Origin of the sequence: Stenotrophomonas sp. GD03819 (assembly GCF_029841665.1) — a bacterium.
Lineage (GTDB): Bacteria > Pseudomonadota > Gammaproteobacteria > Xanthomonadales > Xanthomonadaceae > Stenotrophomonas > Stenotrophomonas geniculata.
In genome coordinates, this window is record NZ_JAOCEW010000007.1 from 1 (window position 1) to 23,422 (window position 23,422).

General features: G+C 66.4%; 24 protein-coding genes. 17 read left to right on the plus strand and 7 right to left on the minus strand.

Annotated features, from left to right (window positions below; translation table 11 throughout):
* From N5D45_RS05765 to ftsY, 3 genes are all read right to left on the minus strand, one after another.
* Positions 1-233, minus strand: a 233-nt coding sequence (locus tag N5D45_RS05765) for an oxidative damage protection protein (RefSeq protein ID WP_279938589.1), incomplete at its 3' end; no start/stop codon positions are given.
* A gap of 5 nt (positions 234-238) precedes the next feature.
* The gene (gene mutY, locus N5D45_RS05770; RefSeq protein ID WP_164192135.1) at positions 239-1,363 is read right to left on the minus strand and encodes an A/G-specific adenine glycosylase; all 1,125 of its coding nucleotides are present in this window, start codon (positions 1,361-1,363) and stop codon (positions 239-241) included.
* A 91-nt stretch (positions 1,364-1,454) separates the two neighbouring features.
* The gene (gene ftsY, locus N5D45_RS05775; protein WP_164192132.1) at positions 1,455-2,777 is read right to left on the minus strand and encodes a signal recognition particle-docking protein FtsY; all 1,323 of its coding nucleotides are present in this window, start codon (positions 2,775-2,777) and stop codon (positions 1,455-1,457) included.
* A gap of 129 nt (positions 2,778-2,906) precedes the next feature.
* Between ftsY and N5D45_RS05780 the strand changes: the two genes are divergently transcribed.
* The gene (locus tag N5D45_RS05780) at positions 2,907-3,212 is read left to right on the plus strand and encodes a hypothetical protein (protein ID WP_010484366.1); all 306 of its coding nucleotides are present in this window, start codon (positions 2,907-2,909) and stop codon (positions 3,210-3,212) included.
* Between the two features lie 168 nt (positions 3,213-3,380).
* Here N5D45_RS05780 and htpG read toward each other — a convergent pair whose 3' ends face one another.
* Positions 3,381-5,273 carry a molecular chaperone HtpG gene (gene htpG, locus N5D45_RS05785; protein WP_164192129.1) on the minus strand — a complete coding sequence of 631 codons (1,893 nt, stop codon included), beginning with the start codon at positions 5,271-5,273 and terminating at the stop codon, positions 3,381-3,383.
* A gap of 548 nt (positions 5,274-5,821) precedes the next feature.
* On the opposite strand from htpG, the gene rsmD reads away from it, so the two are divergent.
* The 6 genes from rsmD to N5D45_RS05815 all read left to right on the plus strand — a co-directional run bounded on the left by rsmD (position 5,822) and on the right by N5D45_RS05815 (position 10,667).
* The gene (gene rsmD / locus N5D45_RS05790) at positions 5,822-6,430 is read left to right on the plus strand and encodes a 16S rRNA (guanine(966)-N(2))-methyltransferase RsmD (RefSeq protein WP_312250764.1); all 609 of its coding nucleotides are present in this window, start codon (positions 5,822-5,824) and stop codon (positions 6,428-6,430) included.
* Positions 6,431-6,456: 26 nt separating this feature from the next.
* The gene (coaD, locus tag N5D45_RS05795; protein WP_164192123.1) at positions 6,457-6,966 is read left to right on the plus strand and encodes a pantetheine-phosphate adenylyltransferase; all 510 of its coding nucleotides are present in this window, start codon (positions 6,457-6,459) and stop codon (positions 6,964-6,966) included.
* 60 nt (positions 6,967-7,026) lie between these two features.
* Positions 7,027-7,518 carry a hypothetical protein gene (locus N5D45_RS05800; RefSeq protein WP_010484374.1) on the plus strand — a complete coding sequence of 164 codons (492 nt, stop codon included), beginning with the start codon at positions 7,027-7,029 and terminating at the stop codon, positions 7,516-7,518.
* Positions 7,519-7,650: 132 nt separating this feature from the next.
* Positions 7,651-7,932 carry a YfhL family 4Fe-4S dicluster ferredoxin gene (locus tag N5D45_RS05805; RefSeq protein ID WP_010484376.1) on the plus strand — a complete coding sequence of 94 codons (282 nt, stop codon included), beginning with the start codon at positions 7,651-7,653 and terminating at the stop codon, positions 7,930-7,932.
* Positions 7,929-9,659, plus strand: a complete 1,731-nt coding sequence (gene ggt, locus N5D45_RS05810) for a gamma-glutamyltransferase (protein ID WP_134958159.1) — start codon at positions 7,929-7,931, stop codon at positions 9,657-9,659. The genes N5D45_RS05805 and ggt overlap by 4 nt, the downstream gene beginning before the upstream one ends.
* Positions 9,660-9,779: 120 nt before the next feature.
* Positions 9,780-10,667 carry an MBL fold metallo-hydrolase gene (locus tag N5D45_RS05815; RefSeq protein WP_053442833.1) on the plus strand — a complete coding sequence of 296 codons (888 nt, stop codon included), beginning with the start codon at positions 9,780-9,782 and terminating at the stop codon, positions 10,665-10,667.
* Between the two features lie 85 nt (positions 10,668-10,752).
* On the opposite strand, the gene N5D45_RS05820 is transcribed toward N5D45_RS05815, so the two are convergent.
* Positions 10,753-11,046, minus strand: coding sequence for a PsiF family protein (locus N5D45_RS05820; RefSeq protein WP_019338338.1), 294 nt, complete (start codon positions 11,044-11,046; stop codon positions 10,753-10,755).
* Between the two features lie 57 nt (positions 11,047-11,103).
* On the opposite strand from N5D45_RS05820, the gene N5D45_RS05825 reads away from it, so the two are divergent.
* Together N5D45_RS05825 and N5D45_RS05830 are read left to right on the plus strand one after the other, a co-directional pair.
* Positions 11,104-11,538, plus strand: coding sequence for a metalloregulator ArsR/SmtB family transcription factor (locus N5D45_RS05825; protein ID WP_279938593.1), 435 nt, complete (start codon positions 11,104-11,106; stop codon positions 11,536-11,538).
* A complete protein-coding gene (locus N5D45_RS05830) occupies positions 11,510-11,989 on the plus strand; it encodes an SRPBCC family protein (RefSeq protein WP_049434910.1) in 480 nt (159 codons plus the stop codon). The genes N5D45_RS05825 and N5D45_RS05830 overlap by 29 nt, the downstream gene beginning before the upstream one ends.
* Before the next feature lie 59 nt (positions 11,990-12,048).
* On the opposite strand, the gene upp is transcribed toward N5D45_RS05830, so the two are convergent.
* On the minus strand, positions 12,049-12,681 hold the full coding sequence (gene upp / locus N5D45_RS05835) for a uracil phosphoribosyltransferase (RefSeq protein WP_004153184.1): 633 nt from the start codon (positions 12,679-12,681) through the stop codon (positions 12,049-12,051).
* 167 nt (positions 12,682-12,848) lie between these two features.
* On the opposite strand from upp, the gene N5D45_RS05840 reads away from it, so the two are divergent.
* The 6 genes from N5D45_RS05840 (at position 12,849) to N5D45_RS05865 (ending at position 20,853) form a co-directional block, all read left to right on the plus strand.
* Entirely contained in the window at positions 12,849-15,410 is a 2,562-nt protein-coding gene (locus N5D45_RS05840) for a TonB-dependent receptor (RefSeq protein ID WP_071305811.1), read from the plus strand.
* Positions 15,410-16,525, plus strand: coding sequence for a phytase (locus N5D45_RS05845; RefSeq protein ID WP_057503071.1), 1,116 nt, complete (start codon positions 15,410-15,412; stop codon positions 16,523-16,525). The genes N5D45_RS05840 and N5D45_RS05845 overlap by 1 nt, the downstream gene beginning before the upstream one ends.
* A gap of 14 nt (positions 16,526-16,539) precedes the next feature.
* Positions 16,540-17,889 (plus strand): metallophosphoesterase family protein, encoded by a 1,350-nt coding sequence (locus N5D45_RS05850; protein ID WP_239519158.1) that lies wholly within the window; start codon positions 16,540-16,542, stop codon positions 17,887-17,889.
* A gap of 10 nt (positions 17,890-17,899) precedes the next feature.
* The gene (locus N5D45_RS05855) at positions 17,900-18,514 is read left to right on the plus strand and encodes an inorganic diphosphatase (protein WP_164192118.1); all 615 of its coding nucleotides are present in this window, start codon (positions 17,900-17,902) and stop codon (positions 18,512-18,514) included.
* A gap of 89 nt (positions 18,515-18,603) precedes the next feature.
* Complete coding sequence (locus N5D45_RS05860) at positions 18,604-20,034, plus strand: deoxyribodipyrimidine photo-lyase (RefSeq protein ID WP_164192115.1); 1,431 nt, start codon at positions 18,604-18,606, stop codon at positions 20,032-20,034.
* A gap of 123 nt (positions 20,035-20,157) precedes the next feature.
* Positions 20,158-20,853, plus strand: coding sequence for an OmpA family lipoprotein (locus N5D45_RS05865; protein ID WP_008267948.1), 696 nt, complete (start codon positions 20,158-20,160; stop codon positions 20,851-20,853).
* 330 nt (positions 20,854-21,183) lie between these two features.
* Here the strand turns inward: N5D45_RS05865 and N5D45_RS05870 are convergent, their stop codons facing one another.
* Positions 21,184-22,215: a LysR family transcriptional regulator gene (locus N5D45_RS05870; protein WP_005409107.1), complete on the minus strand. Its 1,032-nt coding sequence runs from the start codon at positions 22,213-22,215 to the stop codon at positions 21,184-21,186.
* Between the two features lie 147 nt (positions 22,216-22,362).
* Here N5D45_RS05870 and N5D45_RS05875 point away from each other — a divergent pair, with 147 nt between their 5' ends.
* The gene (locus tag N5D45_RS05875) at positions 22,363-22,590 is read left to right on the plus strand and encodes a hypothetical protein (protein WP_010484401.1); all 228 of its coding nucleotides are present in this window, start codon (positions 22,363-22,365) and stop codon (positions 22,588-22,590) included.
* The gene (locus N5D45_RS05880; protein WP_019338346.1) at positions 22,587-23,357 is read left to right on the plus strand and encodes an SDR family NAD(P)-dependent oxidoreductase; all 771 of its coding nucleotides are present in this window, start codon (positions 22,587-22,589) and stop codon (positions 23,355-23,357) included. Before N5D45_RS05875 ends, N5D45_RS05880 begins: the two co-directional genes overlap by 4 nt.
* Positions 23,358-23,422 lie beyond the last annotated feature (65 nt).

The following is a 23,422-nucleotide window of genomic DNA, read 5'->3' on the forward strand; positions in this document are numbered from 1 at the left end:
TCCTTCTCGAATAGGAACTTGACCAGTTCGCCTTCAAGGAACGCGCGATGCTCCGGCGTGCGCGGTGACAGCCGGTTCTCGTTGATCAGCATGGTCTGGTGCGCCAGCCACGCGGCCCAGGCCTGCTTGCCGATGTTGTTGAAGATGCGCTGGCCCAGCTCACCGGGGTAGGGCACGAAGTCCAGGCCCTCGGCATCGCGTTGTTCGTACTGGCAGAAGACGGTTCGGGGCATGGCACTCACTCGTGGTTGCGGGATTTCTTGGAGGTTCGTTTCGGCGTCTTGATCGTGGCGCCGTCGAGCAGCTTGCGGATCGGCGCCGGAAGGCCCAGCGCGGGCAGTTCGTCGGCAGCCACCCAGCGCAGCGTGGGTTCTTCCACGCGCAGGCCGTGTACCTGCCGCGACAGTACCTGCAGATGCAGCTTGTAGTGGCTGAAGATGTGCTGCAGCACCGGCAGTTCGTCGGCATCTTCCAGCGAGCCGTCCACATGTGTGTCGAACCAGTCCTGCAGGTCGCTGCCCGTCTCGGCCTGCGGCAGCGTCCACAGCTGCGCCCAGATGCCAGTATCCGGCCGCTTCTGCAGCAGCACGCGCTGCTGGGCGTCGCGCAACAGCAGGGCGACCGCTTCGCGTTCGGGCAGGGTCTTGCTGGGCTTGGGCGTCGGTAACTCAGCGGTGCGGCCTTCGCGGCGTGCCACGCAGTTGTCCTGCAGCGGGCAGATCACGCATGTCGGCTTGGCCCGACTGCAGACGGTGGCGCCCAGATCCATCTGCGCCTGGGTGTAATCCGCCATGCGCCCGGCCGGGACCTGCGCAACGTGCGCCTCGGCGATGGCCCACAACTGCTTCTCGATGGCCGGCAGGGCGGGAAACCCGTCGATGCCGTGGTAACGGCTCAGCACGCGCTTGACGTTGCCATCCAGGATCGCGAACGGGTCGTTCCAGGCTTGGCTGAGGATCGCGCCGGCAGTGCTGCGGCCGATGCCGGGTAGGGCGTGCAGTGCATCGAAATCTCGCGGCAGGTCGCCGTCATGCAGTTCCACGCAGCGCTTTGCGGCGGCATGCAGGTTGCGTGCGCGGGCGTAGTAGCCGAGCCCGGCCCACTGCGCCATCACCGCGTCATTGCTGGCGGCGGCAAGGTCGGGCAGGGTCGGGAAGTGCTGCAGGAACCGCTGGAAGTACGGGATGACCGTGGCCACCTGGGTCTGCTGCAGCATGATTTCCGACAACCACACCCGGTAGGGGCTGCGCGGGTGTTGCCAGGGCAGGTCGTGGCGGCCGTGGTCGTCGAACCAGTGCAGCAGGCGGGCGACGAAGTCGTCGTGCTGGGTAGTGTCGGCGCTGGCGTGCGGCTGGCGGGGCATCGGTGTTCCAGAGAGGCAGCCACCCGTGGGTTCACCCTTGTAGAGCCACCCCATGGGTGGCTGCACCAGAGTGCGGTGGCTGCACGGTATATCAGGCACCCAGCGCTTCAGGCAGCAGGGCGTCGACGAAGGCTTCCGGATCGAACACGCGCAGGTCTTCCGGGCGCTCGCCGATGCCGGCAAAGCGGATCGGAATGCCGAACTCGCGGGCCAGCGCGAACACCACGCCGCCCTTGGCGGTGCCGTCCAGCTTGGTCACCACCAGGCCGGTCACGTTCACTGCGGCATTGAACTGGCGCAGCTGCGACAGCGCGTTCTGGCCGGTGGTGCCGTCGATCACCATCAGCACCTCATGCGGCGCGGTGGGGTCGATCTTGCCGAGCACGCGGCGGATCTTGCCCAGTTCGTTCATCAGGCCGGACTGGGTATGCAGGCGGCCGGCGGTATCGGCGATCAGCACCGAGGTGCCACGGGCCTTGCCGGCCTGCAGCGCGTCGAACGCCACCGAAGCGGCATCGGCGTTCTGCCCCTGCGCGACCACGGCCACGCCGTTGCGCTCGCCCCAGGCCTGTAGCTGGGCCACAGCTGCGGCGCGGAAGGTATCGCCGGCGGCCAGCATCAGGCTGTGGCCTTCGTCCTTGAAGCGCTTGGCCAGCTTGCCGATGGTGGTGGTCTTGCCGACGCCGTTGACGCCGACGGTCAGCACCACGAAGGGCTTGGCAGTGCGGTCGATCACCAGCGGCTTGGCCACCGGCTGCAGGATCGCGATCAGCTCGGCGCGCAGCGCGGCCAGCAGTGCATTGGCGTCGGCGAACTCGCGCGACTTCATGCGCTTGCGCAGGCCCTCGACCAGATCGGTGGTGGCACCTACGCCGACATCGGCGGTGATCAATGCAGTTTCCAGCTCGTCGAGCAGGTCGTCGTCGAGCTTGGGATTGCGCGAGAACAGGCCACCGAAGCTGCGCGCGATGACGCTGTTGCGCAGGCGCTCGCGCCAGCCGGGCTTGCCGGCAGTTGCGGGCACGGCGTCGACCGAGGCGGCGGCCGGCAGATCGTCGGTGACCGGTGCCGGTGCCGGGGTGGGCCCAGGCAGCGGCGCGGGTGCCGGTTCGATGGCCGGGGTCGCGATGGGGGCGACGTCGATCTGCGCCGTCGGCGCTGGAGCTGCCGGAACCGGTGCGGCTGGAGCCGGAATCACCGGGGTGGGTTCGACAGCGACTGGAACGACGGCTGCGGGGGACGACTCGACCGGTGCAGGCTCGGCCGCTACGGCTGCCGGTGCCGGCTCTTTGTCTTCGACCGGCGCGGCCGACGGAAACGCCGCCGCCAGCTCTTCAGCCGAGTAGTGCTGGGTCTTGGGTGCCTCCGCTGCGGGGGCATCCTGGGGCTTCTTGCGGCGGAAAAAACTGAGCATTGGCAAAAGGCGCTGAAATCAGAGGGATATGCTACCACTCGGGCCTGTCGGGCCGATGTGGGCTCAAGGTTGCGGCCCATCGGCCGTTAACCGGTCCGGAGGGCTGCGCAGTGCGGTCCGGAGACCGCCATGAACAACGTGATGGGAACGGCACGCGGTGGCATGCGTGCAGCCCAGCAGGGGGTGCAGCTGGCCGCGCACAACGTGGCCAATCTGGCGACCCCGGATGCCCAGCGCCTGCAGCTGCAGCGTAGTGCGGTGGAGCAGGGCGGAGTGCAGGCCTCGGTGACCCCTGCCGGTGCCGATGTCGATGTCAGTGCACCGCTGGGAGATCTGCTCGCGGCGAAAGCCGAGGTGTTGGCCTTCGCCGCCAATGCCACGGTGATCCGCCGCCAGGACCAGATGCTGGGCTCGCTGCTGGATCGCGAAGCCTGAACCCCCTCGGCAGGCGCCAACCGCCGCCCCTGGTGGGTGCCAACCCTGGTTGGCATGCTTGACCCGCCCTGGTAGGTGCCAACCTTGGTTGGCACGCTTTTGGGGCGCCAACCAAGGTTGGCCTCTACCAAGGCACCGCCGGGCCATGCCCGGCGACCACCGCCTCGATCAGGCCGACAGCTCCAGCAGCAGTTTGTTCAGGCGCGCCACGTAGGCGCCCGGGTCCTTCAGGCTGTCGCCGGCGGCCAGCGCGGCCTGGTCGAACAGCACCCGGCTCAGGTCGTCGAAACGTGCGCCATCGCCTTCGGCATCCAGCTTGGCGATCAGCGGATGGCCGGGGTTGATCTCCAGCACCGGCTTGCTGTCGGGCACCTTCTGCCCGCTGGCCTCCAGGATCTGCCGCATCTGCAGGCCCAGGTCCTGTTCGCCGATGGCCAGGACCGCCGGCGAATCGGTCAGGCGGTGCGACACGCGCACCTCGGCCACGTCATCGCCCAGCACCGTCTTCAGGCGCTCCACCAGGCCCTGCTTGTCCTTCGCGGCCGCTTCCTGTTCCTGCTTGTCGGCCTCGCTTTCCAGCGCGCCCAGGTCGAGGTCGCCACGGGCGATGTCAACGAAGCCCTTGCCGTCGAAATCGGTCAGGTAGCCCATCAGCCACTCGTCGATGCGGTCGGTCAGCAGCAGCACTTCCACGCCCTTCTTGCGGAACACTTCCAGGTGCGGGCTGTTGCGCACCTGGCTGTAGCTCTCGCCGGTCAGGTAATAGATCTTGTCCTGGCCTTCGGTCATGCGGCCGATGTAGTCGGCCAGCGACACGGTCTGCGCATCGGCCTCGCCACGGGTGGAGGCGAAGCGCAGCAGGCCGGCCACCTTCTCGCGGTTGTTGTAGTCCTCGGCCGGGCCTTCCTTCAGCACCTGGCCGAATTCCTTCCAGAACGTGGCGTACTGCTCGGGCTTGTCGGTGGCCAGCTTTTCCAGCATGTCCAGCGAGCGCTTGGTCAGCGCCGATTTCATCGAATCGATGACCGGGCCGGACTGCAGGATTTCGCGCGAGACGTTCAGCGACAGGTCGTTGGAATCGACCACGCCCTTGATGAAGCGCAGGTACAGCGGCAGGAACTGCTCGGCCTGGTCCATCACGAACACGCGCTGCACGTACAGCTTCAGGCCCTTGGGCGCGTCACGGTGGTACAGGTCGAACGGCGCGCGGCCGGGCACGTACAGCAGCGAGGTGTACTCCAGCTTGCCTTCAACCTTGTTGTGGCTCCACGCCAGCGGGTCGCTGTGGTCATGTGCCACGTGCTTGTAGAACTCGGTGTACTCGGCGTCGCTGATCTCGGTGCGCGGGCGGGTCCACAGCGCGCTGGCGCGGTTGACGGTTTCCCATTCGACCGCAGCGCCTTCTTCGCCGCCTTCCTTCGGCATCTGGATCGGCAGGCCGATGTGGTCCGAGTACTTCTTCAGGATGCTGCGCAGGCGCCAGCCATCGGCGAAGTCATGCTCGCCTTCCTTCAGGTGCAGCACGATGCGGGTGCCGCGCTCGGCCTTGTCCACGGTGGCCACTTCGAAATCGCCTTCGCCACGCGAGGTCCAGCGCACGCCTTCGCCTGCAGCCAGGCCGGCGCGGCGCGAGGTCACTTCCACTTCGTCGGCGACGATGAAGGCGCTGTAGAAGCCGACGCCGAACTGGCCGATCAGCTGCGAATCCTTCTTCTGGTCGCCCGACAACTGGCGCAGGAAGTCGCCGGTGCCGGACTTGGCGATCGTGCCGAGGTGGGCGATGGCTTCGGCGCGGCTCATGCCGATGCCGTTGTCTTCGATGCTGATGGTGTGGGCGGCGGGGTCGAAGCTGACGCGCACGCGCAGTTCGCTGTCGCCTTCCAGCAGAGCCGGCTGGGTCAGGGCCTCGAAGCGCAGCTTGTCGGCGGCGTCGGCGGCGTTGGAGACCAGCTCGCGCAGGAAGATCTCCTTGTTGGAGTACAGCGAGTGGATCATCAGCTGCAGCAGCTGCTTGACTTCGGTCTGGAAGCCAAGGGTTTCGGTCTGGGTGGTCTCGGTCATCGATAGGGCTCCATGTGCAATGCCGCGCCGGCGCGTGCGGCCTCGCCAAGGGGTATGGCTGATTGTCCCGAAATCAAGGGGGTTGGTCGGCAGGGCTTGCAGCCCTGCACCTGCAGAGGCCGAAGCAACCGCAACTGCAACAGCAACGGCAAGAGCGGGCATTCCGTGGGATGGCGGGGCACTGTGGGTTTGCGGGGACGCCGTAAACCCATCCATGGGGGCTTGGGCGCGGCATCCATGCCGCTCACACCCCGCAAACCCACAGTGCCCCGCTTTCGACAGTTGGCTGGCGGCCAGTAGATCCACGCCATGCGTGGATGAAATCTCTCAGATATCGAAATCCAATCTGACCCCGCCTGTATGTCGAGCATCGGATCGCGTCTGGGGTAGAGCCCCCTGAGTCAGGGGGCGGCCGCGAAGCGGCGGGGGTATGGAAGCTGGTAAGTGGGGCCCGCGTTTCGCGCAGCGAAGCGTGGGAGCGACAGCGCGCATGCGTTGGCGCGTCCCCGGGCGCCGCCCGGCCGAACTACAATCCCGCTCATGCTGAAATTCTCGAATACCTCCCGCCGGGGGCGCCGGTGAGCGGCCGTGGGGGCAATGACGGTCAGGTCCGCATCATCGGCGGGCGCTGGCGCAATACCCGCCTGCCAGTGCCGACCCTGCCAGGGCTTCGGCCCAGCAGCGACCGCGTGCGCGAGACCCTTTTCAACTGGTTGATGCCCAGACTGGGCGGCGCGCGGGTGCTGGACCTGTTCGCCGGCAGTGGCGCGTTGGGCCTGGAGGCGGTCTCGCGCGGCGCCGCCCACGCCACTCTGGTCGAGCGCGACGCGCAGCTGGGACGCAATCTGACCGCGGCCGTGGCCAAGCTGCAGGCCTCCGGCCAGGTCACCGTCGTGCAGGCCGATGCCCTGCGCTGGCTGCAGGGCGCACCGGCACAGCAGGCCGATCTGGTGTTCATCGACCCACCGTTCGCCGATGGCCTGTGGCAGGACGTGCTGGCCAAGCTGCCGCGGCATCTGGCTGCCGATGCCTGGCTGTACCTGGAATCGCCGGCCGGCCACGTGCCGGTGCTGCCGTCGGACTGGCTGCTGCACCGCGAGGGGGGCACCCGCGAGGTGCGCTTTGCCCTGTACCGCCGCGCCACTGCTACACTTTGACCTCATCTGAACATCTGCAACCGCCCATGACCGTGGCCAACCGCCGCATTGCCGTTTATCCCGGCACGTTCGACCCCATCACCAACGGTCATATCGACCTGGTGAGCCGGGCCGCGCCGCTGTTCGAAAAGGTCGTGGTCGGCGTGGCGCAGAGCCCGTCCAAGGGCCCGTCGCTGCCGCTGGAGCAGCGCGTGCAGCTGGCACGTGGCGCACTCGGCCACCACAGCAACGTCGAGGTCATCGGCTTCGATACGCTGCTGGCCCATTTCGTACGTTCGGTCCAGGGCGGGGTGCTGCTGCGCGGCCTGCGCGCGGTGTCCGACTTCGAGTACGAGTTCCAGATGGCCAGCATGAACCGCCACCTGATTCCGGAGGTCGAGACCTTGTTCCTGACCCCGGCCGAGCAGCACAGCTTCATTTCGTCCTCGCTGGTCCGCGAGATCGCGCGCCTGGGCGGCGACGTGTCCGGTTTCGTGCCGGCCGCGGTGCTCGAAGCCCTGCGCAAGGTCCGCGAAGCGAAGGCCGCACAGTCGTAAGCCCCGCTGTACCCGCACCCCATTACGTACAACACCACGCACCATTCCGGGAGGAAACCCATGAACACCACCATGCGCGCGATGCTGATTGCTTCGTTGGCCCTGGCCTTCACGGCCTGCAAGAAGGAAGAGGCCGCTCCGGTCGACGAGGCCAAGCAGGCCCTGGTCGCGCCGTCCAAGGACGACGATGCAGGCTGGAAGAAGTACCTGCAGGAAGTGGCCATCCAGAACATGGGCAACATCAGCAACAGCCCGTTCCTGTACTACCTCTCGCCGGAATCGGACCCGGACTTCCAGGCCAAGTACGAGCGCCAGACCGAGAGCGCGACCCAGGCCGTGGCCCGTGGCGTGCAGCCGGGCAACATGCTGGCCTTCGGTTCGTCGGCCTCGGGCAAGATGGCTGACATGATCCAGGCCGTGTTCAAGGACGTGGCGCCGGATTCGATGAAGGGCGTGCGCGTCGTCTTCATCGGCCAGTCGGCCGACAACGCCCGCGTGCAGGCGGCGGTCCAGCCGACCGGCGCCGAGTACATTTTCGTCGAAGCCAAGTAATACCGAGCCATGGCGGCCATGCTCCGGCATGGCCCGGGCGGCACCCCGCAAGGGTGCCGCTGATGACCTGACCGGCCCGCGCGCCCGCGCTGGCCGGTCCTTTGTCCCAAGGCGCGGGCGAGGAGTATCGCCATGTCGCTGAAAATCAACGAGCTCTGCGTCAACTGCGACGTCTGCGAGCCGGCCTGCCCGAACCAGGCCATTTCGATGGGTGAAACCATCTACGTGATCGACCCTGCGCGCTGTACCGAATGCGTCGGTCATTTCGACGAGCCACAGTGCGTGGTCGTCTGCCCGGTCGAGTGCATCGACCCGGACCCGGAGATCGTGGAAACGGAAGACCAGCTGCTGGCCAAGCTGCGCCAGCTGCAGCACGATCACCCCGAACTCTACGCGGAGCCCCCATCCGAATGAAGACGCTGATCGTCCGCCCCCTGTTGCTGCTCGGCCTGCTGCTGAGCCCGATGGCCTGGGCCGACAGCCCGGCCCGTGCCGAGCGCCCCGATGGCGCAGCCATTGCCAGCGGCCACGCGCTGGCCACCCAGGCAGGTATCGATATCCTGGCGCAGGGCGGCAACGCCTTCGATGCCGCGGTCGCGGTGTCATCCACGCTGGCGGTGGTCGAGCCGATCAGTTCCGGGCTGGGCGGCGGCGGCTTCTTCCTGCTGCACGACGCGGCCACCGGCAAGGATGTGATGCTGGATGCACGCGAGACCGCACCGGCCGCGGCAACTCCGCAGGCCTTCCTCGACAAGCAGGGCAACCTGGACCGTGATCGTTCGGTCAACGGCGCCTGGTCGGCCGGTATCCCGGGCCTGCCTGCAGCGCTCGTCGAGCTGTCGGCCAAGCACGGCAAGCTGCCGCTGTCTGCATCGCTGCAGCCGGCGATCCGCATCGCGCGCGAAGGCTTCCCGGTGTACGACCGCATGGCCAAGGGCTATGCGTCGCGCCGAGAAGTGATGGAGCGCTATCCCGGCACGCGCGAGGTCTACCTGCGCAACGGCAAGCCGATCGCCACCGGTGACCTGTTCAAGCAGCCGGAGCTGGCACAGACGCTGGAGCGCCTGGCCGCGGATGGCTTCGATGGCTTCTACAAGGGCCAGACCGGAAAGCTGTTGCTGGCAGGCGTGAAGCAGGCTGGCGGCAAATGGAGCGCCGCAGAGTTGGCCGGCTACCGCGTGAAGCAGCGCGAGCCGATCGTCTTCAATTACAACGGCTGGAAGATCACCACCGCGCCGCCGCCGTCGTCCGGTGGCATCGCGCTGGCCAGCATGCTGCAGATCCTGGAAGGCTGGGACATCAGGAAGATGGACCCGGCGCACCGTACCCACCTGGTGGTGGAGTCGATGCGTCGCGCGTACCGCGACCGCACCTTCTTCCTCGGCGATCCGGACTTCGTGCAGATCCCGCAGAAGGTGCTGACCAGCAAGGATTACGCACAGGGCCTGCGCGCTACCATCCATCCGGAGAAGGCCACGCCCAGCGACCTGCTGTCGGGCAATCCGACTCCGCTGGAAGACGACGAGACCACGCATTTCTCCATCATCGACCGCGACGGCAACCGCGTCGGCGCCACCCAGACCGTCAACCTGCTGTACGGCTCGGGGTTGATTCCCAAGGGCACCGGCGTGCTGCTGAACAACGAGATGGACGATTTCGCGCTGAAGCCGGGCACGCCCAATGCGTTCGGCGTGATGGGCTATGAAGCCAATGCGCCGAAGCCGGGCAAGCGCATGCTCAGCTCGATGACGCCGACCTTCATGGAGAACGCCGACAAGGTCGTGGTGCTGGGCACCCCGGGTGGCAGCCGCATCATCACCATGGTGCTGCTGGGCATCCTCGGCTACGACGACGGCCTGGATGCACAGCAGGTTGCCGCGCTGCCGCGCTACCACCACCAGTGGCTGCCGGACCTGATCGAAGCCGAGGACGATGCGTTCGACGCGGCGACGGTGAAGCAGCTGCAGGCGATGGGGCACAAGATCGACCTGCCGGGCAATGTGGCCGCAGGCGGCCGCGGGTCCAGCCATGTGTGGGGCAACCTGCAGACCGTGGAATGGGACCGCAAGGCGAACAAGCTGTTCGGCGGCAGCGACCCGCGCAATCCGGTGGGCAGTGCCCAGGTCGTCCCGGCGCGCTGATCCGGTCGCGCCGGCTGCTGGCCGGCAATCCGGCTGATTATCGAAACCCCGCCTTTGCCGGCGGGGTTTTCTGTTTCCCTTCTAGCGATTATTTAACGAGCCGGCGCCGATAATCGACACATGAAACTCTGGTCAATTCGTGGAAACTCGCAGCGCCTCGATGGCGGAGCGATGTTCGGCAACGCGCCGCGCGCGTTGTGGGAAAAATGGGCGGCACCGGACGAGCTCAATCGCATCGAGCTGGCCTGCCGTGCGCTGCTTGCCAGCCCGCTGGAAGGCAAAACCGTGCTGTTTGAAACCGGTATCGGCGCGTTCTTCGACCCGCGCATGCGCGAGCGCTACGGCGTGCAGGAAAGCCAGCATGTGCTGATCGATTCGCTGCGCGAAGCCGGCTTCGAGCACGAGGATATCGACGTGGTGGTGCTCAGCCACCTGCACTTCGATCATGCCGGCGGCCTGCTGGCGGCGTGGAGCGAAGGGCGTGAGCCCGAGCTGCTGTTCCCCAACGCAACCTTTGTGGTCGGCGCGCAGCATTGGCAGCGCGCCGTGCAGCCACACCCGCGCGACCGCGCCAGCTTCATTCCGGAACTGCCGGGCCTGCTGCAGGCCAGTGGCCGGCTGGAAGTGGTGGACGGGGAGTACTCGAAGGCGCTCGGCCGCAGCGTGCGCTTCAGCTACAGCGACGGGCATACGCCGGGGCTGATGCTGGCCGAGATCGTCGGTCACGCGCATGCCGGCGAAAGTGCGCACGGTGGCGTGGTGTTCTGTGCCGACCTGATCCCGGGACGCTCATGGGTACACGTGCCGATCACCATGGGCTACGACCGCAATGCCGAGCTGCTGATCGACGAAAAGCGGCAGTTCCTTGAAGACAAGCTGGCGCGCAACGTGCGGCTGTTCTTCACCCACGACCCGCAGGTGGCGTTGGCGCAGCTGGGCAGGGATGACAAGGGGCGTTTCGTGACCCTGCACGAACAGGGCGAGCTGAAGGCACGCGCCCTGGGGTAATGGAAAGGCCGGGCAACGCCCGGCCTTCACTGATGGCGGCAGGTCCACGCGATGCGTGGATGGCCGTTTCATCCGGATGCGACCGTTACGATGCCTTCAGGCAACTGCTCATGAAGGTCTTGCGCGCATCACCGGTCAATTTTTTCGTGCCGGCATCGGCGTTGCATTTGCGCATGCGTTCCTGCGGCGTTGTCGCGGCCTTGGTCTCGGCGGCATGGCCGCTGAGGCAGGAGCTCTGTGCAGTCTTGTAGGCATCCCCCTTCAAGCCCTTGTTCTTGGCTGAGCATTCGGCCATGCGCTGCTGCTGCGGCGTGGTGGCATTGGCAGCCAGGGGCAGGCCGACCAGCAGGACGGCGGCCAGCAGGAAAGAGGCTTTCATCGGGAGCTCCAAGGGTGGCGGGTGCGCGGAGCATTCGCTTCCAGCCTGCAAGGCCACGTGAAGAACCACGCCATTGCCGCGCCTGCTTGCGGCAACGTTCAGGTCGGCGTATTACTTAGCCATATGGGTAAGTATGATCCCGCCATTCAAGACGTCTTCCAGGCATTGGCCGACCCGACCCGGTGCGCGATCGTGGCTGTGCTGGGGCAGGGGCCGCGCACGGTGTCGATGCTGGCCGGGCCCTTCGAGATGGCTTTGCCTTCTCTGATGAAACATCTGGCCGTGCTGGAGCGCAGCGGCGTGGTGCGCAGCCACAAGCGGGGGCGCGTACGCACCTGCGAACTGGTGCCGGCGCGGTTGGGCGAGGCCGAGCAGTGGCTGGCCGAACAACGTGCCGTATGGGAAGCGCGCGCCGACCGCATGGTCGATTTCGTTGAAACCCTTCACCGACAGGAGCAGGCCCATGGCCGTAGACGCAGGCAACAACCCTGACACCGACCTGGTCATCAGCCGTGTGTTGAATGCACCGCGTGCCGCCCTGTGGCGGGCCTGGACCGATCCGGAACTGCTGCGCCAGTGGTGGTGCCCGAAGCCGTGGACCACCGAGGTACGCGCATTCGACCTGCGCCCCGGCGGGGCCTTCCACACCTTCATGCAGGGCCCCGATGGTGGCAGCAGCGACAATCCGGGCAGTTTCCTGGAGATCGTGCCGCAGCAGCGCCTGGTGTTCACCTCGATGCTGGGCGCAGGCTGGCGACCGCAGTCACCCTGGCTGGGCTTCACCGCCGTCATCACGATGGAGGATGACGGGCAGGGCTGCCGCTATACCGCGCGGGTGATGCACCCGGACAAGGCCCTGCGTGACCAGCATGAGCAGCTGGGCTTCTTCGACGGCTGGAACACGGTCATCGGCCAGCTGGAAGCCTTCGCGGCCGGCCTGTAGGCCGCGCTTGGGGTCAGATCCCTTCCGCTGTGAAAGGGCGCTGACCCCGGTTCGCCGGATCAGCCGACGCGGGTCCCGAAGATACGGTCACCGGCATCGCCCAGGCCTGGCAGGATGTAGCCCTTGTCGTTGAGCTGGGCGTCGATGGCCGCGGTGTAGATCTCCACGTCCGGGTGCACGGCCTTGACCGCCTCGATGCCTTCCGGCGCGGCCACCAGGAAAATGCCCTTGATGCGGCGGGCGCCGGCACGCTTGAGCATGTCGATGGTGGCGATCAGCGTGCCGCCGGTGGCCAGCATCGGGTCCAGGATCAGCGCGTCGCGCTCTTCCAGGCGGCCGGTCAGGCGCTCGAAGTAGGGCACCGGCTGCAGGGTTTCCTCATCGCGCTGCAGGCCCACCACGCTGACGCGGGCGGCCGGGATCAGCGACAGCACGCCGCTGAGCATGCCCAGGCCGGCGCGCAGGATCGGCACCACGGTGATCTTGGCGCCCGCAATGCGCTGCACGGTGACCGGGCCGGCCCAGCCGGGCAGGGTGTGCGGCTCGGTTTCCAGGTCGGCGGTGGCCTCATAGGCCAGCAGCGTACCCAGCTCGTTGGCCAGTTCGCGGAAATCCTTGGTGCTGAGCGCAGCGTTGCGCATCAGGCCGATCTTGTGCTGCACCAGCGGGTGGCGCACTTCGACGATCTTCATGGTCGGGAAGGGGAAAAGGAGAGAGGGCGCCATTTTGCCGGATTGGGCGGCCAACCCCAAACCGGGGCCGGAGACGGCCAGCATGAAATGCGCAGGCGCATGTCACGGCCATGCAATCTTGCGGACATACCGTGCAGACCCATTCTTAACAGGAATGGGGATTCCCAGTGCATATCAAGACTCCGTTGGCCGTTGCCATCACGCTGACCCTGGCAATGGGGGCCGCAGCACCGCTGCATGCCGCCGGGCAGCAGGCGGTAGCCGCCACCGGCGCCGTGGCGTCGGACGCGGTCGACCTGGACCGCATCGAAGTGCGCGCCCAGCTCGAATCGCAGATCCGCGCGGTCGACCTCAAGCGCAGCAGCGACGCCATCGAAGACGCGGTGTCCTCCGATGCGCTGGGCCAGTACCCGGACAAGAACGTGGCCGAGTCGCTGCAGCGGCTGCCGGGCATCAGCGTCACCCGCGACCAGGGCGAGGGCCGCTTCGTGGTGATCCGTGGCCTGGATGCCAATCTCAACAGCGTCAGCGTGGATGGCATCGCCGTGGGCACGCCGGAGGATTCCAGCCGTGCCGCGCCGTTGGACGTGATCCCGTCCGACTCCACCGAACGCCTGCGCGTGGTCAAGTCGCCGACCCCGGACATGCCCGGTGATGCCATCGGCGGCGCCGTGCTGGTGGAATCGGCCTCGGCCTTCGACCGCGACGGTCGCAGCCTGCGTGGCAAGATCGAAGGCAGCCACCAGCAGTTGTCCGGCGAGACCAGCCCCAAGGCCGCCTTCAACTACAGCGAAGTGTTCAACGACACCTTCGGCGTGGCCCTGGGCGTGAACTACCAGAAGCGGAAGTTCGAGTCGGACAACACCGAAGTGGAGTATGACGGCGAGGATGACGCCGCACCTGGCGACGTCACCGCGATCAACCTGCAGCACCGCAAGTACGAGATCGAGCGCAAGCGCATCGGCGCCAACCTCAACCTCGACTGGCGCCCGAACGAAGACAGCAAGTACTACCTGCGCACGCTGTACAGCCAGTTCGACGATGCCGAAACCCGCCAGCGTGTGATCTTCAACTTCGACGACGCCAAGATGGTCAGGACCGGCACCGACCAGTACCGCCTGGATGGCATGCCGAAGGATTCCATCGACAAGCGCATGCGCTACCGAACCAAGAAGGAAAACACCTTCGCGGCCAGCCTGGGTGGCGAGAACAAGCTGACCAACGCCGTGGTCGACTACAGGGTTGGCTACACCCGTACCGAAGAGCGCGTGAATGACGAGATGGAGGCGCGCTTCAAGCTCAACGGCAAGGCCTTCAACGGCACCCTGGACCAGAGCAGCCGCCTGCCCAGCTACAGCTTCGACAATCCGCAGTGGCTGGACAGCAGCAACTACGCGTTCGACCGCTTCGTGCTTTCGCCCAAGCAGGTGAACGACAAGGAGCACAGCGCGCAGGTCAACGTGCGCTTCGACGGCGACAGCAGCAGCATCAAATTCGGCCTGCTGGGCCGCTGGCGCGACCGCGACGTCAATGTGGATGAGCGCGAACTGCGTGTCGGCCCGAAGGTGGCGCTGTCGAGCTGGAGCACCTCCTCGCCCGAACACCGCCACGGCAACCTGGGTGATGGCATGGATTCGGCCGCGATGCGTGCCTTCTGGGCGGCCAATGGCGGCCAGTACAGTGCCCGCCCGCAGGACGTCGGTGGCAACGCGATGACCTCGCTGGAAGAGGACTACGTGGCCAGCGAAGACATCTTCGCCAGCTATGCGATGGGCACCTGGGATGTGGGCGCGCTGCGCATCATCGGCGGTGTTCGCGTGGAAAACACCCAGTTCAAGGCAGTCGGCAACCAGGTGGACGTGGCCGCCAACGGCCGCAGCTTCACCGTCACCCCGCGCGTGGCCAACAGCAGCTACACCAACGTGCTGCCGGGGCTGCACCTGCGCTATGACGCGGCCGATGACTGGGTGCTGCGCGCCTCGGCCAACAAGACCGTGTCGCGCCCCTCGTTCGGTGACATTTCACCGCGCGTGGGCTACAGCCGCGGTGACGAGGAAGTGCGCCTGGGCAATCCGGAACTGGACCCGTACGAGTCGAAGAACATCGACCTGTCGGTAGAGAAGTACATCGGCAGCAGCGGCATCGTCTCGCTGGGCCTGTTCCACAAGTCGATCGATGGTTACATCGTGGAGACCGTGCGCACCAATGATCCGGCCTACGGCGGCCTGGACGTGACCCAGCCGATCAACGGCCGCAAGGCCACCGTGCGCGGTGCCGAGTTCAACTGGCAGCAGCAGCTGGCCTTCCTGCCGGAGGGCCTGGATGGCCTGCTGGTCGGCGCCAGTGGCACGTGGCTGGATACCGAGTTCGATGCCGGCATCAAGGACCGCCCAGGCGAGGACTTCACCCTGCCGCGCGCCTCCAAGCACGTCTACAGTGCCCACATCGGCTATGAGAAGTACGGTCTGAGTACGCGGCTGGCGGCGGTGTACCGCAGCGAGTACCTGGACAGCATCGGCAAGGGCCGCGCCTTCGACATCTACGTCGCGCCGAACACCCAGCTCGACTTCTCGCTGGACTACAAGTTCACCCCGCGCGTGAGCATGTATCTCGAAGCGCAGAACCTGCTGGACAAGCCGCTTGAGCTGTACCAGGGCACGCGCTCGCGCACCCTGCAGATGGAAGAGTATGGCCGCACCTACGCGCTGGGCCTGAAGGTGGCACTGTGATGGGGCGTCGCATCACTGCCTTGGCCACCGCGCTGGCGGTAGCGCTGGCTGCCGGCTGCACGCCGGCCACCGGCAATGACCCCGCCATGGCCGCGACGTCAGCGAAGGCCAGCGGCGAGCGAGCGGTGACCACCATCGCCGAGGCCTTCCTTTCGCCGATGACCCCGGCTGACAACATCGACTCGCCTGCGGCCTGGCGAGCTCCGGATGGCAGGCTGTGGCTGATCGCCACCGCAAAGGCCACCGACAAGCTGGTGGTCTACGACGGCAGCACCGGCCAGCACCTGCGTGACGTGGGCAGCAGCGGCACCGCACCGGGGCAGTTCGACCGCCCAAACGGCATCGCGGTGATCGACGATCTGCTGTGGATCGTGGAGCGCGACAATCATCGCGTGCAGGTATTGAGCCTGCCGGACTTCGCACCGCTGGCGACGTTCGCTGCGGAGGACCTGCGCAAGCCGTACGGGCTGTGGGTAGACCGCCGCGCCGATGGCTACAGCGTCTACGTCACCGACTCCTGGGACAACGGCGAGGATGCGCAGGGCCGTGACATCCTGCCGCCGCTGGCCGAGCTGGACAAGCGCGTGCGCCAGTATCACGTGACCCGCGATGGTGCGAAGGTCGAGGCGAAGCTCGTCGCCAGCATCGGTGACACCAGCGAAGCCGGTGCACTACGCGTAGTCGAATCGATCTGGGGCGACCCGGATAACGACCGCCTGCTGATTGCCGAAGAGGACGAGAGCTACGCCAGCGAGTTCAAGGTCTACACCCTGTCAGGTCGCTTCACCGGTACCACCTTCGGTCGCGACGTGTTCAAGGCCCAGGCCGAAGGCGTGACCCTGCGCACCTGTGGCAAGGACGGCTGGTGGATCACTACCGAACAGGGCAAGCAGCGCAGCGTGTTCCACCTGTTCGACCGGCATACGCTGAAGCCGGTCGGTGCGTTCCAGGGCAATACCGTGGCCAACACCGATGGCATCTGGATGATGCAGCAACCCAGCGCGCGCTTCCCGCACGGTGCGCTGTATGCCGTGCACGACGACCAGGGCGTGGTTGCGTTCGACTGGGAGAGCATCGCCAAGCAGTTGGCGCTGCCGCTGGAGTGTGGCGCATGAGCGGGCACTGCGTGATGCGTACGCTGGCGCTGAGCTTGCTGCTGGCGTTGCCGTCATTGTCGTTCGCAGCGGCCGAACCGAATACCCAGGTGCCGGCGGGCAGCCGCCACTACGCAGCAACGACGGTACCTGACCGCATCGTCGCCTCGCCGGCGGTCGATCCCAGCCATGGATTCGCTGTCGCCTGGCGTACCGACGGCAGCGTGCAGGCACCGCTGCTGGAGATTGCCCTCGCCGGAGATTCGCCGGCCATCGAGGGCATCCGCCAGGTGCGCGCAACGACCCGTTCGCTACAGACCGAGAATGGTCTGTCGCATCATCATCGCGCCGACATCAGCGGCCTGCAGCCGGATACCCAGTACGTCTACCGCGTGCAGGGCAACGGCAGCTGGAGCGCCTGGAACCAGTTGCGCACACTGGCCGCGGCCGACCAGCCGCTGACCCTGCTGTACTTCGGTGATACCCAGAACAAGAACGTCAGCCATGTCAGCCGGGTAGTGCGCGCCGCGCAGAAGGCCGCACCGCAGGCGCGCATGAGCCTGTTTGCCGGCGACCTGGTCAGCGGCGGCGACAACATGGATGACAGCGAGTGGGGCGAGTGGTTTGCTGCGACCAGCTGGCTGGCGCAGGAAACCCTGGTGGCCCCGGCCATCGGCAACCACGAGTATTTCGAGGAGTTCGAGGACACCCCGCAGGAACGCCGCGTGCTGGGCAAGCATTGGCCGGTGACGTTTGCGCTGCCGGGCAATGGCGCCAGCGCCGCGCAGCAGACCAGCTACTGGTTCGATGCGCAGGGCGTGCGCGTGGCCGTAGTCGATGGCACTTCGGCGCTCGACCTGGGCACCGCCAAGGCACAGGCACAGTGGCTGGACAAGGTACTGGGCGGAAATCCGCAGCCGTGGACCATCGTGCTGCTGCACCAGCCGTTCTACTCGCCGCGCGAAGGACGCGAGAACGCCGCGTTGCGTGACGTGCTGCTGCCGGTGGTACGCCGCCATAACGTCGACCTGGTGCTGCAGGGCCACGATCACACCTATGGTCGCCGTGGTGAAGGGCAGGCCGCGACGCCGCAGTATGTGGTCACCGTGGCGGGGCCGAAGCAGTATCGCCTTTCCGACGAAGCGCGCAGGACGATGGACCCGGTGGCCGAAGACACCCAGCTGTTCCAGGTGTTGAACATCGATCCGCAGCACCTGCGCTATGAAGCACGCACCGTGACTGGCCGTCTCTACGATGCCTTCGAACTGCGCCGTGATGCCAAGGGTAGCAAGCAGCGCACGGAGCTGACCGAAGGCCGCATCACGCCGCGTGACTGCCCGCGCGCGCAGACTGCCAAGGGCCGCGCTGATCGCTGCTGGGAATGAGGAAATCCAGATGAAAACCGTACGCCGTCTTGTCCCCATGGCTGCCATCGGCGGGGCCCTGCTCCTGCTCGCGACGGCGGTGACCGCCGCCGATAGCGTGCTGCATCCGTTCCTGGCGGCGCAGCCGAAGCAGGCCCCGCAGGAAGTGAATCTGGCGGTGGAGATTCCGGCCGGCAGCTTCACCAAGTACGAGATCAAGGAAGACGGCCTGGTGCATGTGGACCGCTTCCAGTCGATGCCGGTCGCCTATCCGGCCAACTACGGTTCGATGCCGCGCACCCTGGCCGGTGACAACGATCCGCTGGATGCACTGGTGCTGACCCGCGAACCGCTGCATCCGGGCGTGATCGTGCGCTTCCGGCCGATCGGCTACCTGAAGATGATCGACGGCGGCGAGCACGACGAGAAGATCATCGGGGTGCCCACCGACAAGGTTGATCCGAGCTACGCCAACATCCGCGATCTGGCCGATCTGCCGGAGATCGAACGGCAGCGCATCGAGGCCTTCTTCCGGGTCTACAAGGACCTGCCGGCCGGGCGCAACCCGGTGCAGCTCAACGGTTGGGGCAACGCCGCCGAGGCGCGCGCGCTGATCAGTGAAGCGATGGAGCGATTCAAGCAGTAGACCCACGCCATGCATGGATGGCCGGGCGCGCGCATCTCCTTCACCGCCGCTGGCTATCATGTGCGCCTTCCACAACGAAGGCAGTGCCTGTGTCGGTAGCGTTGGTATGGTTCCGCCGTGATCTGCGGCTGCAGGACAATCCGGCCCTGCAGGCCGCGCTGGATGCCGGTCACGACGTGGTGCCGGTCTACATCCATGCGCCGCACGAAGAAGGCGGGTGGGCGCCGGGTGCCGCCTCCGATGCGTGGCGCCACCGTTCACTGGCCGCGCTGGATGCGGACCTGCGCACGCGGGGTTCCTCGCTGGTGCTGCGCAGTGGTGACAGCCTGCCGGCCCTGCAGTTGCTGATCGAGCAGACCGGCGCCGGGGCGGTCTACTGGAACCGCAAATACGAACCGGCCACCCAGCCACGCGACGCCACCATCAAGCGCATGCTGCGCGAGCAGGGCATCGACACGCACAGCTGCAATGGCAGCCTGTTATTCGAGCCTTGGGACATCGCCACCCAGCAGGGCCAGCCGTACAAGGTATTTACGCCGTACTGGCGCAACGTACTCAGTCATTGGCGCCTGCCTTCGCTGCAGGCCGCACCGAAGGCACTGGCGGCACACGCGGTCGACAGCCTCGCACTGGATGATCTCCAGCTGGCACCGACGCTGGACTGGGATACCGGCTTCTGGGAACACTGGCAGCCGGGTGAAGCCGGTGCGCTGGAAGCACTGTCCGTCTTTGAAGATGGTGCCCTGCGCGGGTATCGCGAGCAGCGGGACCTGCCGGACCGTGTCGGTACCTCGCGGCTGTCACCGCACCTGCATTTCGGCGAAATCGCCCCCTGGCGGATTGCCCATGCGCTGGAAGGGCTGCGTAGTGCCGGCACCGACGCCGACATCGACGGCTACCTGCGCCAGCTGGGCTGGCGTGACTTTGCCTACCACCTGCTGCATCACTTCCCGAAGACGCCCACCGACAACCTCAACCCCCGTTTCGATCGCTTCCCATGGGCAACGCCCAGTGACGCGCAGCTGCACGACTGGCAGCGCGGCAACACCGGCGTGCCGATCGTCGACGCCGGCCTGCGCGAGCTGTGGCACACCGGCTACATGCACAACCGGGTGCGGATGATCGTTGCCAGCTACCTGTGCAAGCACCTGCGTGCGCACTGGCTTCACGGCGCGCGCTGGTTCTGGGACACCCTGGTCGATGCCGACCTGGCCAACAACACGATGGGCTGGCAATGGGTGGCCGGGACCGGCGCCGATGCCGCACCGTACTTCCGCGTGTTCAACCCGGTCACCCAGGCTGAGAAGTTCGACCCGCAGGCCCGCTACATCAGCCGCTGGGTGCCCGAACTGGCGGCGCTGCCGGTGAAGGCGCGCTTCGCGCCGTGGCAGCATCCGCTGCTGCTGGCGGCGCACGCCCCGGGCTATCCGCGTGCGCCGCTGGTGGATCTGGCGGCTGGCCGCGATGCCGCGCTGGCTGCCTACCGGCAGTCAGGAGCGGGTAAAGTGCGGGTTGAGTGATCCGGTCAGTTAGCTGAACGCGGCCCTGTCGGCGTGCCCGATCATCATTCCGGCATCGCATCGGGCTGTTTATTCTCTTTGCGCCCGCAGGCCGCCGGCCAACCGGAAACCAAGGAGAACCTCATGATCCGCAACACCACCCGCAACGTCGCATTGGCCCTGATGAGTGCGGCCGTCCTGTCGGCCTGCGCCACCGGCGGCTCCTACGTACAGAGTGACCAGTACGGCAACCCGACCGAGCAGCAGAACCGTACCGGCCGCAACGCCCTGATCGGTACCGCTATCGGCGTGGCTGCCGGCCTGCTGACCGGCGACAGCGCCACCGAGCGCCGTCAGCATGCCCTGATTGGTGCTGGTATCGGCGCGCTCAGCGGCGCCGCGGTCGGCCAGTACCAGGATCGCCAGGAACGCGCACTGCGCGAGCGCACCGCCAACACCGGCATTGATGTGCAGCGCCAGGGCGACAACATCATGCTGAACCTGCCGGACGGCATCACCTTCGACTTTGGCAAGGCGACCCTGAAGCCGCAGTTCTATGGTTCGCTCAACGGCGTGGCAGGCACCCTGCGTGACTACAACCAGACCATGATCGAAGTGGTCGGCCACACCGACAGCATCGGCAGCGACGCGGTCAACAACCGCCTGTCGAAGGAACGTGCCGACTCGGTCGCGCAGTACCTGATCGGCCAGGGCGTGCAGAGCGTGCGTATCGAAACGCTGGGCGCCGGCAAGTCGTACCCGATTGCCGACAACAGCACCGACGCCGGCCGCGCCAAGAACCGCCGCGTCGAGATCCGTGTGATTCCGCTCAAGCAGTAACGCTACGCGTTACTGCTTGAGCCGGTCCGGCCATCGGCCGGAACGAAAATGCCGCCCTTGCAGGCGGCATTTTTGTGGGTGCCGAGCATTGCTCGGCACGCCGATAGCGCCTGTAGAGCCGAGCCACGCTCGGCTACCTCTTCTGGTAGATGCCAACTTTGGTCGGCGCCGTTCGAAGGGCAGTCGAGCATGGCTATGCCGGTCGTCCTGACCGGCACCCGTCGGGCCGTCGCAAGCGACGTTGGTAGCGGCTCCTGCCGCTACCTTCGACGCTACAGAAAGCGGCATCGCGCGCTCGGGTAGATCCACGCCATGCGTGGATACCCTCGGTCATGCCGCCGAAGCGGCCACCTTCTCCAGGATCCGCTTGCCGCTGCTTTCCAGCGCAGCGTCTTCCTTTTCTTTCTGCTGCTGTGCCAGCTTCGCGCCCGGGCATTGCGCCAGCATGTAGTTGGCGTCGAAGTTGAGCTTCTCGACCAGGAAGTCGACGAACGCACGCACCTTCGGCGAGACCAGGCGGCCACCGGCGAACACGGCGTTGAAGTCCACTTCCGGGCCGGTCCAGCCGGCCAGCACGCGGCGCACCATGCCCGATTCAACGAACGGCTTGGCCATCACGTCGCCGGTCAGCAGCAGGCCTTCGCCGCACACCAGCGCACCATTGAGCGCAGACATGTCGTTTGCGGTCATCAGCGGGGTAACAGGGAAGTCGCGCAGCTCGCCGCCGTTCTCGCCCAGCTGCCAGGTGAAGCGCGGCGAGTTGCCGGTGTGGTACGGCTTGCGCATCGCCAGGATGCGATGGAACTGCAATTCTTCCGGATGCAGCGGCTCGCCATAACGTTCGATGTAGGCTGGGCTGGCGAACACCTGCGTGCGCAGGCTGCCGAGCTTGCGCGCGACCAGATTGGAATCGGGCAAGGCACCCACGCGCAGCGCCAGATCGGCTTCGCCGGCAATCAGGTCCAGCTTCTCGTTGCCCATATGCATGTCCAGGCGGATCTCTGGATACTGCGCATGGAACTGGCCCAGCAGCGGCGCAATCCAGGTGATGCCGATCGAGTAAGGCACAGTGAAGCGCAGCCAGCCACGCGGCCCGGACTGCAACTGGCTCACTGCGCTCTCGGCTTCTTCAAGCTCGCGTGCGATGCGTTGGCAATGTTCGTGATAGATCGAACCGGCTTCGGTCAGGCCGAGGCGGCGCGTGGTCCGGTGCAGCAGGCGCGCACCCAAGCGCGTCTCCAGTTCCTGCACCTTGCGGCTGACCGTGGTCTTGGGCAGGCCGAGCGATTTGGCAGCGGCAATGAAGCTGCCTTGCTCGACCACTTTGACGAAGATCAGCGTCTCGTTGAGATCGTGGGACATGGTCTGGGATCCTGGACGTCGGGGATGGGACAATCGTGACAGAACGATTGGACCGGGAGCGGGATGATTATTCCCCTTAATCAGGACTAATCAAGTAAAGGTTTGAGGTCTATCGTGGCGCCATTCGTTAATTGGAGCCCGTCCGCCATGAGCCTGCGCAACATTCTTGCCCGTCTCCGGAACGCCGGCCAGAGCAGCCTGGACCTGGCAATGACCGTTGAAGTCCGCCCGAGTTCCTTGGTACACAAGGACTTTCGTGAGTTTACCGCGCCCATGCGTCAGCAGCGTGGCGGTGCCATCCGCCTGGTCCCGCACAAGGGCGACCGGCTGCGTCGAATCGGGACTATCCCGGATTTGGGAGGAAATGTCCCGTGAATGGGATGCTGACGCCCGAAGTCCTGGTCCTCGGCGGCACCGGTGCCGTCGGCCAGGGCGTGGTTGGCGCATTGCTGGAAGCCGGCAGCCCGGTGCTGGTGGTCGGTCGCGATCCGGGCCGGCTGGCGGCGCTGCATGAGCAGTTCGCCGACGAGCCGGGCCTGGAGACGCTGCTGGGTTCGCTCAGCGATGACGGCTCGGCGCGCGCACTGGCCGAACGCATCGCGCATCGCCCGCGTCCGCTGGCCGCCGTGATCGCCGCAATGGGTGGTCCTTACCGTCGCGGCCGGGTGACCGACCGCAACGGCGATGAACTGCTGGGCGCGATGCAGGCCGACCTGATGCCGCACGTGCACGCGGTGCGTCACCTGCTGCCGCTGCTGCAGGACAACGTGCACGCACGACGCTACGTGATGATCGGCAGCCCGGCCAACGCCAAGCCGTGGGCGGGCTACGGCGAGACCTCGATTACCACCGCCGCGCTGCGCATGTACGCGCAGGTGGTGCACCAGGAAGCGCAGGCGCTGGGCGTGCGCGCGCAGATGCTGGAAGTCTGCAGCCCCGTCTGTACCCCGGCCAACGCGGCCAATGCCTGCATCGAGTGGCCCAGCTCGCTGCTGGTCGGCCGTCGCGTGGTCTCGCTGCTGGATGGTTGCCGCGACAACCGCGCCATCGTCCGCTGTGACAGCAGCGATGCCGAACTGCCGCGCGGCCTGCTGCACTTGGAAGTTCCCCCTTTGTGGCGCGATACCGCAGGCGTCGCTTGACCTCGACCATGGTTGAGGTCGCAGTATGCGGCGCCGATTTTTGCAACACGTTCTCATCTAGCTGT

Coding starts and splice junctions, on each gene's coding strand:
- mutY (WP_164192135.1), bottom strand. CDS start 1,363: ATGCCCCGCCAGCCGCACGCCAGCGCCGACACTACCCAGCACGACGAC.
- ftsY (WP_164192132.1), bottom strand. CDS start 2,777: ATGCTCAGTTTTTTCCGCCGCAAGAAGCCCCAGGATGCCCCCGCAGCG.
- N5D45_RS05780 (WP_010484366.1), top strand. CDS start 2,907: ATGAACAACGTGATGGGAACGGCACGCGGTGGCATGCGTGCAGCCCAG.
- htpG (WP_164192129.1), bottom strand. CDS start 5,273: ATGACCGAGACCACCCAGACCGAAACCCTTGGCTTCCAGACCGAAGTC.
- coaD (WP_164192123.1), top strand. CDS start 6,457: ATGACCGTGGCCAACCGCCGCATTGCCGTTTATCCCGGCACGTTCGAC.
- N5D45_RS05800 (WP_010484374.1), top strand. CDS start 7,027: ATGAACACCACCATGCGCGCGATGCTGATTGCTTCGTTGGCCCTGGCC.
- N5D45_RS05805 (WP_010484376.1), top strand. CDS start 7,651: ATGTCGCTGAAAATCAACGAGCTCTGCGTCAACTGCGACGTCTGCGAG.
- ggt (WP_134958159.1), top strand. CDS start 7,929: ATGAAGACGCTGATCGTCCGCCCCCTGTTGCTGCTCGGCCTGCTGCTG.
- N5D45_RS05815 (WP_053442833.1), top strand. CDS start 9,780: ATGAAACTCTGGTCAATTCGTGGAAACTCGCAGCGCCTCGATGGCGGA.
- N5D45_RS05820 (WP_019338338.1), bottom strand. CDS start 11,046: ATGAAAGCCTCTTTCCTGCTGGCCGCCGTCCTGCTGGTCGGCCTGCCC.
- N5D45_RS05830 (WP_049434910.1), top strand. CDS start 11,510: ATGGCCGTAGACGCAGGCAACAACCCTGACACCGACCTGGTCATCAGC.
- upp (WP_004153184.1), bottom strand. CDS start 12,681: ATGAAGATCGTCGAAGTGCGCCACCCGCTGGTGCAGCACAAGATCGGC.
- N5D45_RS05845 (WP_057503071.1), top strand. CDS start 15,410: ATGGGGCGTCGCATCACTGCCTTGGCCACCGCGCTGGCGGTAGCGCTG.
- N5D45_RS05850 (WP_239519158.1), top strand. CDS start 16,540: ATGCGTACGCTGGCGCTGAGCTTGCTGCTGGCGTTGCCGTCATTGTCG.
- N5D45_RS05855 (WP_164192118.1), top strand. CDS start 17,900: ATGAAAACCGTACGCCGTCTTGTCCCCATGGCTGCCATCGGCGGGGCC.
- N5D45_RS05865 (WP_008267948.1), top strand. CDS start 20,158: ATGATCCGCAACACCACCCGCAACGTCGCATTGGCCCTGATGAGTGCG.
- N5D45_RS05870 (WP_005409107.1), bottom strand. CDS start 22,215: ATGTCCCACGATCTCAACGAGACGCTGATCTTCGTCAAAGTGGTCGAG.
- N5D45_RS05875 (WP_010484401.1), top strand. CDS start 22,363: ATGAGCCTGCGCAACATTCTTGCCCGTCTCCGGAACGCCGGCCAGAGC.